This window comes from Pseudomonas sp. GW821-FHT03C07, from assembly GCF_059420925.1.
Genome location: NZ_JBWKUQ010000001.1, coordinates 652,955 through 666,280 on the forward strand (window position 1 = coordinate 652,955; position 13,326 = coordinate 666,280).

Consider the following 13,326-nt stretch of genomic DNA (forward strand, 5'->3'; position numbering starts at 1 on the left):
AGAAACGATAGAGAGCCCACTGATTACCCTCAAGCCCTTGAATACATTTCCTATCAAGCTATCATCCAGGCCCATTGAAGCTTGATAGTTTTCTATCAAGGCGCCGCGGGGCCTGCCATGAACACCACTAAACGCCCAACCATTGCCACCGTCGCCGAACACGCGGGCTTGAGTGTCGCCACCGTGGACCGGGTGCTCAACGCCAGGGCGCCGGTCAACCCGGCGACCGCCGAACAAGTGTTTCAGGCCGCTGAAGCGGTCGGTTATTTCGCCGCCCGGCTGATCGGCCAGCGGATCCGCGAATGTCGTCCCAGCTACCGTTTCGGCATCCTCTTGCTTGGCACCGCCCAGGCGTTCTACGGTAACGTGGCTGCCGCCATCTCCGAGACGGCGCAGCGCCAGGCGGGCGTCAACCTGAGCCTGCAATTCGAGTACGTCTTCGATCGCACACCCAGCGCGATCATTGCTCAAATCGAACAGCTGGCGGTGCAGTGCGACGGCCTGGCAGTGGTCAGCTTCGCGCATCCGCTGATCCAGGCCGCCATCGCTCAGATCAAAGCCGCCGGCGTGCCGGTGATTGCGCTGCTCTCCGACATTTATGAAGCCGCGGATGAGCCTTACGTCGGCCAGGATAATCATGAGGTCGGGCGCACCATGGGCTGGCTGATGGCTCACACCTGTGGCGCGCGCAAAGGCAGTGTCGGGGTGCTGCTCGGCGGCCACCGCTTCCTCGGTCATCAGGCGCGGGTCGAGGGGTTGCGCAGTTACCTGGCGGAACGCGCACCGGGGTTGCGGCCGCTGGAAGCGGTGATCAATCTGGACAACAACGACATCACCGAAGAGGCGACGCTGGACCTGCTGGCGCGGCATGACGACCTGCGAGGGCTGTGCGTGGTCGGCGGTGGTGGCGACGGCATTATCAGCGCCCTGTCGCAACTGCCGAAGCGGCCGTCGCTGTGCTGCATCCTGCAGGAATCGACCGAGCTGTCGCGCAAGGCCCTGGCGCAGGGGTTGATCAGCCTGGTCATCGACTCCCAGCCGAAATTGCTGGCAACCGCGCTGATCGACCTGCTGATTGAACTGCAAACCACGTCCGACTTCGATCCGGTGCGGCATCGAATCCACATTCCACTGCAAATCCTGACCTCAGAGAACGCTCGAAGCTGAACCTGTAGCGAGGGAGCCAGGTCCAGTCAGCCCGTCAGAGGCCCGGCCCCGACCGAAAAGTATCAGCACTCAGCCCGTACCGACTCATCTTGTTGTACAGCCCACCACGAGAAACATTCAGCTGTCTGGCGGCCAGGCGGATGTTGCCGCGGGAATCCTCGAGGGCCGCGATGATCGCGTTCATTTCATGGGCGCCGAGATCCAGGGCCGCCCGGGGTTCAGGCACACCTCCCCGCGCCGAAGGCCGCACGCCCTGCTTGATTTCGAGCGGTAGATCTCCGGGCTGGATCAGTTCGGTCACCGACAGATTGGTCGCGCGCTCAATGGTATTTTCCAGCTCACGAACATTACCTGGCCAATGGTAAGCCGACAGGATATCCAACGCCTCTGGCGAGAAGCCTTGCACCGACTTGCGCAACGACCGAGCGCAACGACTGAGAAAATGTCGCGCCAATAACGGCACATCCTCCCGGCGCATTCTTAGCGGCGGAACCGTCAAGTTCAGTACGTTGAGCCGGTAGTAAAGATCCTCGCGGAACGCGCCATTGGCCACCGCCTGACTCAGGTTGCGGTGGGTGGCGGCGATGATGCGCACATTCACCTGCCGGGATTTTTTCGCGCCCACCCGCGTCACCTCGCCTTCTTGCAAGACGCGCAGCAGGCTGACCTGGGCATCGAAGGACATGTCACCGATTTCATCGAGAAAGATCGTTCCGCCATCGGCCAATTCGAACTTCCCGGCCGAGCCGCCACGGGCCGATCCGGTGAAGGCGCCCTCTACATGCCCGAACAGTTCGCTCTGCACCAGGTCTCGCGGAATCGCCCCGCAATTGACCGCCACAAACGGACCGCTGCAACGGTCGCTGGCGTTATGGATCGCCTGGGCGAACAGCTCCTTGCCAGTGCCGCTTTCACCGAGGATCAGCGTGGTCGAGTCACTGCGACTGGCGATCCGCCCCAGGTGCAAGGCGTCCTGAATCGCTCGCGAACTGCCCTGAATGGTTTCAAAGGTGTAGCTGGCCTGAGTGCCGATGATCCGCCGGGTAATTTCCCGGATGCGTCGGTTCTCCCGTAACGAAACAATGCGCCCGCCCTGCTCCAGCGAGCATACGGACACCAGGCACGCCAGGTGACTGCGATCATGCAGCTCAAAGGTGCAATCCAGATCCCGCAGCCCTTCCCCGCCACGTCGCAAAATCTCGTCGGTCAGTTCGCTCTGGCCCAGATGCTGGAACGGACTGCCCAGCAGGTCCCGACCCACGCGAAACAATTGCCGTGCATAGCGGTTGAGTGCCTTGATGCAGCCACGCTCATCCAGCACCACCAATCCCTCGTTGAGCACTTCAAGCACGGTTTGCTGTTCTTCCAGCAAGGCCTGCAGCGCCATCTGCCGCGAGACCGCCTCGGCCGCCGCCTGCACAGTGCCCAGGGTGTGAAAATGAAACCAGCCCGGCTCTGCGGTCAGGGTCAACATGGCCAGCGTCCGGCCCTGGGCATCTCGGATCGGCGCGGCGGCACAATGCATGCGCCGCCGGCGCAGGCCAAGCCCGAAATTTTCCTCGGCCAACACATATACCAATCGGTCTTCGGCAATCGCCAGCCCCGTGCAATTGGTGCCCTGCACTGACTCCAGCAAGCGGCTGCCCACCGGCGTGAGATCGAGGCCGCAGAAATACAGCGTCGTGCCTTCGGCATCGGTCAGGTTGATATGGCCCCTGGGGTTGTATGCCAGCAATCCGCGCATAACTTCCGCCGCCGCGATGATCAACACCCGATTGGCCGCCAGCGTTGCGGCCAGATCGACAGGGGCGACAAAGCGATATTCGCCATCTTCAGGATCGAGGCCGGCACTGACGCTGCGCAGCCAGGAATCCCAGATCACCTGCCGAACCCCGGCGGGTCGATCGGTGCGCCCCATCAAACACGCCTGCCAGGCCTGCTCCAACGCAGCGATCGGTCCTTCGCTCAACGACGCAGGACCGAGCGCGGTGATGTAATCGAGGTCTTGCACGCTGAAGGCCATTGGCTGCTGGTTCACGTCCCGCTCCTATGTTCATATTTTCGACATGTCAGTATAGACATGTCACAGGAATGAACACTTATTTCAACGACATCAAATTAACTCGTTAAATATCAATAAGTTAAATATTGGCACAGCACTTGCTGACTGCCTTGTACCAGCGAGGGCATTCCTGCTGTCGAATCATTGAACAACAATAAAAGGGAGTCATTCATGAGTGCATCCAAGACCCTCCGCCTCGGCCTTATCGGCGCCGGCCGCATGGGCAGCTTTCACGGCCTGACCGCGGCCCGGCACATTCCTGGCGCTTGTCTGGCCGCCATCGCCGACCCGACACCCGGCCAGGCCTCTCGCCTGGCGGCAGAGTTGGGTGTACAGCGGGTCTATACCGATCCACAGCAACTGCTCGATGACCCGGACATTGACGGCGTGTTGATCGCCGCCCCGGCCCGCAGCCATGCCGAACTGGTGATCAGCGCCGCCCGGGCCGGCAAAGGGGTGTTCTGTGAAAAACCCATGGCCATCACCCTGGACGAAGCCGACCGCGCCATCGCTGCCGCTGCCGACGCCCAAGTGACACTGCAAGTCGGCTTCAATCGCCGCTTCGCCAAAAGCTTCCGGGCTGCGCACCTGGATGTGGTCGCCGGCCGTATCGGCAAGCCGCAACTGCTGCGCTCGTTGACTCGCGACCCGGCGCTGAACAATCCGGCCGCCTCACCACAGTGGGTGATTTTCCTTGAAACCCTGATTCATGACTTCGATACCCTGCGCTACCTGAACCCCGGCGCCGAAGCGGTCGAAGTGTTCGTCATGGCCGATGCGCTGATTGCACCGGACTACAAGAGCAAAGGATTTCTGGACACCGCTGTGGTCACGATACGTTTTGATAACGGCGCCATCGCCACGGCCGAGGCCAACTTCCAGGCAGTTTATGGCTACGACGTTCGGGGCGAAGTCTTCGGCAGCGCAGGCATGCTGACCATGGGCGGCGTGAATGACTCTGACCTGGTTCGCTATCTGGCCAATGGTATCCAGGCCGACACCCAGCGCCTGGACACTGACCTGCTGCGTGACGCCTATGTGGCCGAGCTCAACCACTTTGTCGATTGTCTGCGCACTGGCGAAAAACCACTGGCCAGCGGCGAAGATGCCCGAGCGGCACTTGCGATTGCCCGCGCCTGCATCGAGTCCTTCCAGCAGGGCAAACCGGTGCGTGTGCAAGGAGCCCGCTCATGAGTTTCACACCGTTCAAACTGGCGGTCAGCGCCGAGATGGTCTTCCTCGACCTGCCATTCACCGAGCGCGTCAAACGGATTCACGCACTGGGTTTCAGTGTCGAAATCTGGGACTGGACGACGAAAGACATGGCGGCCCTGGTCGCCACCGGCGCTGACTTCACCTCCATGACCGGCTACATCTCGGGCAACCTGACCGATCCCGAGGACATCCAGCACCTGCTTGACAGCGCACGGGAATCGCTGGCTGTCGCCGCACAATTGAATTGCCCGAGTCTCAACCTGCACGGCACTGGCCTGGGCGACCAGGGCTTACCGGTCAAACCCGTGGCCCAGACCACGGGCCGCATGTGGTTGGGCGCCTGCAAGACCCTGGAAAAAATCGCGCGCCTGGGCGAAGACGCCGGCCGGGTGTTCCTGCTGGAAAACCTCAACACCGAAGTGGACCATCCCGGCACTCCGTTTGCTCGCGCCGACGACACCCTGGCACTGATCGAGGCCGTGGGCAGCCCTTATCTGAAGATGAACCTGGATCTTTACCACGCCCAAATCGGCGAAGGGAACCTGATCGAACTGATCGGACGCGCCGGCAGCGCCATCGGGGAAATCCAGGTCGCCGACGTCCCCGGCCGCATGGAACCCGGCACCGGCGAAATCCATTATCCAGCCATTGCCAAAGCCTTGTTCGGCATGGGATACACCGGTGTTGTCGGGCTCGAGAGCTGGGCCAGCGGCGCTAGCGAAGCGGCATTGGAACGCTTCCGACAGGCGTTCACGCTGGATTGAGGAGCCTGCGGCGCGCTCGGACGTTGACTCAAAGCGCGCCACCAACCTTCACGGTTGATCTTGATGAGCTTCAACTCATAACAACAAAAGGAAAACCATCATGCGTCGTTGCACAGTGCTTTTTGCCACCCTGTTATTACTCTTCAGCCAATGGGCCGCTGCCTCCAGCTATCGTATCGGCGTCAGCATTGCCAGGGTTGACGACAACTTCATGACCTATGTGCGCAGCGGCCTGGAAGACGCCGCCAAAAAGGAAAACGTCCAGATCCAGTTCGAGGATGCCCAGGGCGACGTGGTGCGCCAGCTCAATCAGGTCCAGGACTTTCTCAATCAGAAGGTAGACGCGGTCATCGTCTTGCCCGTGGACACCGCCGCCACCGCCAACGTGACCCGCGCCGCCGTCGAGGCAAAGACCCCGCTGGTCTACGTCAACCGTCACCCGGACGAACGTGTCCTGCCCAAAGGCGTGGTCACGGTGGCGTCCAATGACATTGAGGCCGGACAGCTGCAGATGCGCTATCTGGCGAAAAAGCTGGGGGGCAAGGGCACCCTCGCGATCATCATGGGCGACCTGGCGCAAAACTCCACGCATGACCGCACCGAAGGCGTCAAACAGGTGCTCAAGGACTATCCCGACATCAAGATCGTCGAACAACAAACGGCTGAATGGCAGCGCAACAAAGGCATGGACCTGACTAGCAACTGGCTGCTGGCCGGCACCCGCTTTGACGCCATCGTGGCCAACAATGACGAGATGGCCATCGGCGCCGCCATGGCACTGCAGCAAGCCGGTAAAGCCAAGGGTGAAATAGCCATTGTCGGCATCGACGGCCTGCCTGACGGACTGGCGGCGATCAAGCGCGGGATGCTGGTCGCCTCGGTCTTTCAAGACCCCAAGGCCCAAGCCAGCGTCGCACTGCAAGCGGCCATCAAAATGATCAAGGGCGAGCCGGTCGAGACGGATGTCTGGGTGCCCTTTCAGCTGATCACGCCGGAACAGGTGGCCATGTTTGAGCAACATTATAAATAGCGTCGAATGCTAACCCAACCCCGGCACGTCCCAGCGCGTTCAGGCGCTCTACGGTGAAACGCGCCTCCCAGGCCTTTTCGTAATCTTCACGAGGAAAATCGTCAGGGGGCACGCCCTGCTCGAACGCCCTGAACACCTCCTCGGCGTAACGCAGGTTTTTCGGGCACATAGGCGCCGCGGGCATGTCACCGTGCAAATTTTTGCCAAGCGTGGTTGTCGGGTGTTCGGCACCGCGCAACCACTCAGAAGCGGTAGGTGACAGAAGTACCGAAACCGTTGAGAATCCAGTCCCCATACCGCTGATACTTTGTTCGTTGATGGCAAAACCACTCGCAAACAAATGCCCGGATGCAAGCATTGCAGCGAGGCCAAGGGAAGTCTTGAGGATTATTTTTTCATTATTATGACTCCATGATTAATCACTGAACGTGGGTAGCAGAAACGGATGAAGGCGATCCAGGTACTCAGCCATCAAGCAACGTGAGTGTTCGCAGCAAGCTCATGTGCAGGCTCGGGCTTGATCTTGAACCAGAGGGAATACATCGCCGGCAGGAACACCAGTGTCAGCACTGTGCCGGCAAAGGTGCCGCCGATCAGCGTGTAGGCCAGCGTTCCCCAGAACACCGAGTGAGTCAGCGGAATGAATGCCAGCATCGCCGCCAGCGCCGTGAGAATCACCGGCCGCGCACGCTGAACAGTGGCTTCAACCACTGCGTCATAAGGCGAAAGACCGAACTTCTCATTGGCGTGAATCTGTCCGATAAGGATCAGCGTGTTGCGCATCAGAATCCCTGACAACGCAATCAGTCCAACCAAGGCGTTGATCCCGAACGGCTGCTGAAACAATAGAAGAATCGGCACCACACCAATCAGACCCAAAGGCGCCGTGGCGAAAACCATCATCATGGCCGACATCGAACGCACCTGAATAATGATGGTCAGCAACATCAGCGCGATCATGATCGGGAACAACGGCAGCAATGCCTTGTTCGCTTTGTCTGATTCCTCGATGGAACCAGCCAGCTCGATCCGGTAGCCCACGGGCAACTTTTCAATGAGCGGCTGCAACTGCGCCATCACGGCATTGGAGACATCGGGAGGCTGAAGACCTTCGGCCACATCACCGCGTACGGTTATGGTCGGCGTACGATCGCGACGTCGCAGGATAGGCTCCTCCATCCGAACATCGACCGCCCCTACCTGGGACAACGACACTCGCTGCCCCTGGGCGCCGGTCAGCGTGAAGGCGGAAATTTTCGACGGATCCAGACGCGTCTCTCCGGCAGAGCGTGCGACCACCTGAACCGAACGAATGTCTTCACGCACCTCGGTAACAGGCACCCCCACCAGCAGGAACTGCAGCTGTTGCGCGACATCCGTCGAGGTCAAGCCGAACGCTTGTAGACGATCCTGATCCAGCGTGAGATGAAGTGCCGGTGCGCGCTCACCCAAGTCCGTGTTGACGGTTCTCATCATTGGGCTGGCAGTCATCACCTCACGCACCTGCGCGGCGATATTACGCAACACCGCCGGATCCGCACCCACCACCCGAAAAGCCACCGGAAAAGGTGAATAAGGACCAAATACCAACTGCGTCACACGCACCCGGGCTTCAGGCGCCAAGCCATCGGCGGCGGCTTGCCTGAGTCGGAGCTTGAGTGCCTCACGCTCTTGCTGATTCGCGGTCAGTACGACGATTTTTGCAAACGAAGGATCGGGCAACTCAGGTGCCATGGCCAGGTAGAAGCGCGGTGCACCCTGACCAATGTAAGCGGTGACGATCTTGGCTTCCGGCTGCGTTGCCAACCACGCCTCGACCTTGGCTGTGGCGACATCAGTCTGCTCGATCGACGTGCCGTAAGGCATCTGCACCTCAACCAGCACCTCGGGTCGGTCGGAAGTTGGAAAGAACTGCTTCTTCACCACGCCCATGCTCAGAATCGCAGCAATGAACAAGCCTACGACGCAGACAGCCACCAGGCCTTTGCGGCGGATAACGCCGCCCAGCAGGCGCCTGAAACGCCGGTAATTCGGCGTACCGTAAATGGCGGTGTGACCACCCTCGGGCACCTTGAGCTGCGGCAGCAGTTTGACGCCCAGGTAGGGTGTAAACACCACTGCCACGACCCAGGAGGTGATGAGTGCGATACCGACGATCCAGAACATATTGGCGGTGTACTCACCGGCCGTCGACTTGGCAAAGCCGTTGGGCATAAAGCCGATAGCCGTGACCAGCGTACCCGACAACATCGGAGCGGCCGTGTGGCTCCAGGCATAAGCCGAGGCTTTGATCCGGTCGTAGCCCTCCTCCATCTTCACCACCATCATCTCGATGGCAATGATTGCATCGTCGACCAGCAACCCCAGCGCCAAAATCAACGAGCCCAGGGTAATTCGGTCAAAATCCTTGCCTGTGGCCGCCATGACAATGAACACCGCGGCCAGGGTCAACGGTACTGCCGCGGCGACCACAATGCCGACGCGCCAGCCCATGCTGAGGAAGCACACCAGCAGCACGACGCCCAGCGCGGCAAAGAACTTCAGCATGAACTCGTTGACGGACGCCCCAATGTTCACCGCCTGGTCCGTGACCTTGGTCAGACTCATGCCCAAGGGCATTTGCTCATTGATCGCTGCAGCCTCGGCTTCCAGCGACTTCCCCAGATCCAGGCCGTTCCAGCCATCGCGCATGACCACGCCGAGCAACAATGCAGGCTCGCCGTTGTTACGCACCAGGAACGTCGCCGGGTCCTCATAACCGCGCTTGACCTCGGCCACATCGGACAACTTGAGGGTTCTGCCCTGCACCGTCAGTGGGGTATCACGAATCTTCTGCAGATCGTCAAATGCACCATCCAGACGAATGAAAACCTGCGGGCCCTTGGCTTCAACCGAGCCGGCCGGAGTCATCATGTTCTGCGTGTTCAGCGCACTGAAGATGTCTCGTGCGGAAATGCCCAGTGTCGCCAGACGCTCGTAGGACAGCTCGACGAAAATGCGCTCGGCCTGTTCACCGATGATATTGACCTTCTTCACTCCCGCTACATGCAGCAAACGCTGGCGCAAGCCCTCGGCTTCGCGCACCAGCAAGCGTTGCGGTTCACCCTTGGCCTTTAGCGCATAAAGAGCGAAGGTGACATCGGAATACTCATCATTGACCATCGGCCCGATTACCCCGGACGGCAACCCTTTCTCCTCATCCAGGATTTTCTTGCGAGCCTGGTAAAACTCCTCCTGAACAGCGGAGGGCGGTGTGCTATCGAGCAGGTAAACCGTGGTGAAGGCCAAGCCGGGCCGGGTAAAGGTCTCGGTCCGATCGTACCAACGCAGTTCCTGCATGCGTTTTTCCAGCTTTTCCGCCACCTGGTCTTGCATCTCCTGAGCCGTTGCCCCAGGCCAGGCTGTCACCACCGTCATTTGCTTGATGGTGAATGCGGGGTCTTCCGCACGTCCCAGTTTGAAGAAGACAAACAGCCCACCCACAGAAATAAGCAGGATCAAGAACAGGGTGATTGAGCGCTCGCGCACCGCCAGTGCGGACAAATTGAACCCGCTCATCGACGCACCTCGGCCACGGGTGGCTGAAGGGTCATTGCCGTTTCAGTCCTGACCTGCTCTCCCTCACTCAACAGGTGAGCGCCCAATGCAACGACACGATCCCCCACCTGCAAATCACCCATCACGCGCACGCTGGCTTCATTGTTCAGACTGCGAACCGTGATCGGTCGCCAGGCCACACGCTCCGGCTCGCCCCCGACCACCCAGACGCCCGGACCTTTACCTGCGTCGTAAAGGGCCCCCATGGGCACCTGCAACTCCCTGGCATCGGCAACCTCCGCATCAGCTATCACCACTGAGATCGTCGAGCCCAGCGTCGCCTTGGAAAGTACCCCCTCCAACACATAACGCGCTTCGAAAGTTCGGGTCTGTCGGTCAGCTGAATCGGATAGTTGGCGTAAACGCGCGCTGCCTGCACTTAGGCTCTGCCCATAGAGCTCAACCGTCGCCGACGAACCCAACGAAGGACGTAGCGTCTCGGGTAACTGGATCACTGCCTCGCGTTGTCCTGAATGGGCAACGCGCACCACCACCTGACCTGCGCCAATCACCTGCCCCGGCTCCGCCAAGGTGTCCACCACAACCCCGTCGGCATCAGCCAATAACGTCGAGTAACCCGTCGCGTTTCTCGCCACATCAGCCTGGGCTTGGGCCGCGTTGAGTTGGGCTTTCGCCGAGTCGGCAGCCGCTTTAATTCCTGCGTAAGTGGAAGCGGACACCGCTCCGACAGATACCAGATCACGGTAGCGAAGCTCATCATCAGAGGCCTGCCGGGCCCGAGCCAAGGCCGCCAGTACGGCGTCCTGCTGTGCCCGTGCGGTCAGCGTCAGATCGTTAGCATCGATTCGCATGAGTGGCTGCCCGCGCTTGACACTCTGTCCGGTATCCACCAAGCGCTCCAACACTTTCCCTGGCACTCGAAAACCGAGATCACTCTGAACTCGGGCAGCGACGATACCGGTGAACACCCGTGACGCAGGCGCGGAAGGTTGAACCACACCGATACGCACCAAGGGCACTTGGAGACGAGGATCTGCAGGCATGGCTTCGTTGCATGCAGCCAGGGCAAACGGCAACAAACCAATGAAAATAAATAATCTGTAATGGCGCTGGATCATGGAGACCTCTCGGTAGCGGATGCACCATGCTTATTCAAGTGACCATTTATGTCAATAGTCACAATCCAGGCAAATGATAGTCGCCCTGCAGATCAGGGCAACCGAGAGTGGTTTGATATCTGATTTTTCAGACGCGCGCGCTGACACGGGTGCGCAACACATCTGCCAGCTGCAACGCTTAAGGCATCAGGCTACGCAGAACAAGATTGGAGATGAGCGAAGGGGCCTCTTCAACAAAATCGAGGTTGTACTGCAACAACAAAGGGTTGATGAAGGGCCGTAGAGCGAGATGTATCGCTTCGACTGTCTCATCCAACGGTGTCTTGCGTTCAAACTCCCCAAGCTCTCGCCCCTGACGCACGATTTGCAACACAAAGTGCTTGATACGTGCGTCATAGACCTGCGAGCTGGGCCAGCTTTCCGACGCGGCGAACGCTGCGATGTCATAGAGTTTTCGGTCGTTAAAAAACAGGTTCACACCTGTAACGATCAGGGTTTTGACCAAGCGCCGAAAGCGCTCGGTCGGCGAGATGGCGTCCGCATTGATCGCCTGTTCCACCGTCGCGACGATTTGCTCCAGGCAATGTGCGCAGATGGCATCACCAATCGCCTGTTTGGAATCAAAGAACTTGTAGATGTAAGCCTTGGAAAAACCGATGGCCTTGGCCAGATCGGAGACCGTTGTTTTACCGTAACCGTATTGACTGAAATGTTCGTTGGCCGCCGCAACAATCTGGTCTCGAATGTCGTGATCGGCTGGGCCACGGGCGCTGGGCGAAGATATTGATGGCGGGTTCATGCGATCAGCTTACTCACCCAAAGGGTGATTGACAACAAGTGACCAAATTGTAATATGGTCACATACCCAACCATTCCGAAGGTATCGCATGTACCCTCCTCTTCGTTTCGCCGCCTTGCTGTGTTTCGGTATGGTTGCGGGCTGCACAGTGGGCTCCGACTACTCAGAACCCATTATGGAATTGCCCGAGCATTTCTCGACTCAAACACCCAAAGCACAACAGGCGAGTGCTACAACAACCGATCTAGCCGCTTGGTGGAACACGTTCAATGACCCGGTACTGAGCCAACTGATAAATCGAGCGCTTGAACAGAATCTCGACTTGGCCCAGGCAACTGCAAGGATCAAGCAGGCTCGTGCAGGTCTGAGCGCAGCCAACGCCGCCCTTTTGCCATCGGCCACCGTCAATGCTCAAGCAGCCCGGGCCCGTCAGTCAGTAGAGACACCGCTAGGTCAGGTGCTGAACTCAAACCCTTCCTATGATCGCTACGGGAGTGCCTACGAGGCGGACTTGAATGCAGGCTGGGAGCTGGATGTGTTTGGTGGGCTGCGCCGGGGCAAAGAGGCCGCCCTCGCCGACTATCAGGCATCGCAAGCCGGAGCAATTGCCATACGCCTGGCAGTGGTGGCGCAGACCGCAGACCTTTACCTCAGCGTCCGAGGCCTGCAGGCACGCTTGGAAATTGCCCGACAGCAAGTTGAGACTCGCCAACAGTTGCTCACTACCCTTGAACACCTCTACGCAAAAGGACTGGTTGCTGATCTGCAATTGAACCAGACCCAAGGATCGCTGAATCAAGCCCAGGCAACCGTACCGGTACTGCAAGCCAGCCTCGACGCGGCGATGAATGCCTTGGATGTATTGTTGGGCAAACCACCGGGCACTTACAGCGCGCAGTTGACTGAGCCGGCGCGTATACCCGATGTGCCAAGCTTCGCCAAAATGGGCTCTCCGGCCGACCTGCTACGCCGGCGCCCTGACTTGATCGTCGCTGAGCGCCGCCTTGCGGCATCCAGCGCCCGCATTGGCGAAGCCATTTCCGAGTATTACCCCAAACTCTCCGTGAGTGCCTTGCTAGGCAGCGCCACATCGGTCTCCAGCGCAAATCTGTTCAGCAACGGCGCCAGCCAGGCCTCGACGGTATTGGGATTGCGCTGGAGACTGTTCGATTTTGGCCGCATCAACGCCCAGATTGACTTGGCGAAAGGCCAGGAAGCGGAAGCGTTAGCCGCTTACCGCCAGTCAGCTCTACGGGCCACCGAGGACGTCGAAACCGCTTTTTCGGCGCTGGTCAACCGCAAGCAGCAATCGACAAAGCTCGCCCAGGCCGAGTCTGCCTATGCGAAAGCCCGAGCGACGTCGTTTGCCGCGTATCAAAAAGGTGTTATCAGCCTGATCGAAGTGCTGGACGCCGATGAGCACCTGTTAGCGGCATCTGACGGTAGAGCACAGGCACAAACCGAATCGGCTCGCGCTGCAGTGGCCACATTCAATGCATTGGGAGGCGGCTGGAAGAGCGACAAAAGTCGCGAAGAACGCAACACCAACCTGGCTCGACCGATCACGGAACACTCACAAAGGTCATTATATTGACCAGACAGGTCGGTAATAT

General features: G+C 59.4%; 10 protein-coding genes. 5 read left to right on the forward strand and 5 right to left on the reverse strand.

The genetic code is table 11. The annotated features are described in order from the left end of the window. Positions 1-117 precede the first annotated feature (117 nt). Positions 118-1,167, forward strand: coding sequence for a substrate-binding domain-containing protein (locus AC07VG_RS02860; protein ID WP_495003471.1), 1,050 nt, complete (start codon positions 118-120; stop codon positions 1,165-1,167). Positions 1,168-1,201: 34 nt separating this feature from the next. On the opposite strand, the gene AC07VG_RS02865 is transcribed toward AC07VG_RS02860, so the two are convergent. After that, positions 1,202-3,190, reverse strand: a complete 1,989-nt coding sequence (locus AC07VG_RS02865; RefSeq protein ID WP_495020470.1) for a sigma-54 interaction domain-containing protein — start codon at positions 3,188-3,190, stop codon at positions 1,202-1,204. Between the two features lie 210 nt (positions 3,191-3,400). On the opposite strand from AC07VG_RS02865, the gene AC07VG_RS02870 reads away from it, so the two are divergent. The 3 genes from AC07VG_RS02870 to AC07VG_RS02880 all read left to right on the forward strand — a co-directional run bounded on the left by AC07VG_RS02870 (position 3,401) and on the right by AC07VG_RS02880 (position 6,238). Continuing rightward, the gene (locus tag AC07VG_RS02870) at positions 3,401-4,423 is read left to right on the forward strand and encodes a Gfo/Idh/MocA family oxidoreductase (protein ID WP_495003470.1); all 1,023 of its coding nucleotides are present in this window, start codon (positions 3,401-3,403) and stop codon (positions 4,421-4,423) included. Continuing rightward, on the forward strand, positions 4,420-5,208 hold the full coding sequence (locus AC07VG_RS02875) for a TIM barrel protein (protein ID WP_495020426.1): 789 nt from the start codon (positions 4,420-4,422) through the stop codon (positions 5,206-5,208). The genes AC07VG_RS02870 and AC07VG_RS02875 overlap by 4 nt, the downstream gene beginning before the upstream one ends. Before the next feature lie 100 nt (positions 5,209-5,308). Beyond that, positions 5,309-6,238, forward strand: coding sequence for a sugar ABC transporter substrate-binding protein (locus AC07VG_RS02880; protein WP_495003468.1), 930 nt, complete (start codon positions 5,309-5,311; stop codon positions 6,236-6,238). Here AC07VG_RS02880 and AC07VG_RS02885 read toward each other — a convergent pair. The 4 genes from AC07VG_RS02885 to AC07VG_RS02900 all read right to left on the reverse strand — a co-directional run bounded on the left by AC07VG_RS02885 (position 6,195) and on the right by AC07VG_RS02900 (position 11,713). Continuing rightward, complete coding sequence (locus tag AC07VG_RS02885) at positions 6,195-6,533, reverse strand: YbiU family protein (RefSeq protein WP_495020471.1); 339 nt, start codon at positions 6,531-6,533, stop codon at positions 6,195-6,197. The two genes, AC07VG_RS02880 and AC07VG_RS02885, sit on opposite strands and share 44 nt — an antisense overlap. A gap of 176 nt (positions 6,534-6,709) precedes the next feature. Further along, a complete protein-coding gene (locus AC07VG_RS02890; RefSeq protein WP_495020427.1) occupies positions 6,710-9,796 on the reverse strand; it encodes an efflux RND transporter permease subunit in 3,087 nt (1,028 codons plus the stop codon). Then, on the reverse strand, positions 9,793-10,914 hold the full coding sequence (locus AC07VG_RS02895) for an efflux RND transporter periplasmic adaptor subunit (RefSeq protein ID WP_495020428.1): 1,122 nt from the start codon (positions 10,912-10,914) through the stop codon (positions 9,793-9,795). The genes AC07VG_RS02890 and AC07VG_RS02895 overlap by 4 nt, the downstream gene beginning before the upstream one ends. 178 nt (positions 10,915-11,092) lie before the next feature. Then, the gene (locus AC07VG_RS02900) at positions 11,093-11,713 is read right to left on the reverse strand and encodes a TetR/AcrR family transcriptional regulator (protein ID WP_495003465.1); all 621 of its coding nucleotides are present in this window, start codon (positions 11,711-11,713) and stop codon (positions 11,093-11,095) included. Between the two features lie 88 nt (positions 11,714-11,801). On the opposite strand from AC07VG_RS02900, the gene AC07VG_RS02905 reads away from it, so the two are divergent. Next, the gene (locus AC07VG_RS02905) at positions 11,802-13,307 is read left to right on the forward strand and encodes an efflux transporter outer membrane subunit (RefSeq protein WP_495020429.1); all 1,506 of its coding nucleotides are present in this window, start codon (positions 11,802-11,804) and stop codon (positions 13,305-13,307) included. The last annotated feature ends 19 nt before the right edge of the window (positions 13,308-13,326 follow it).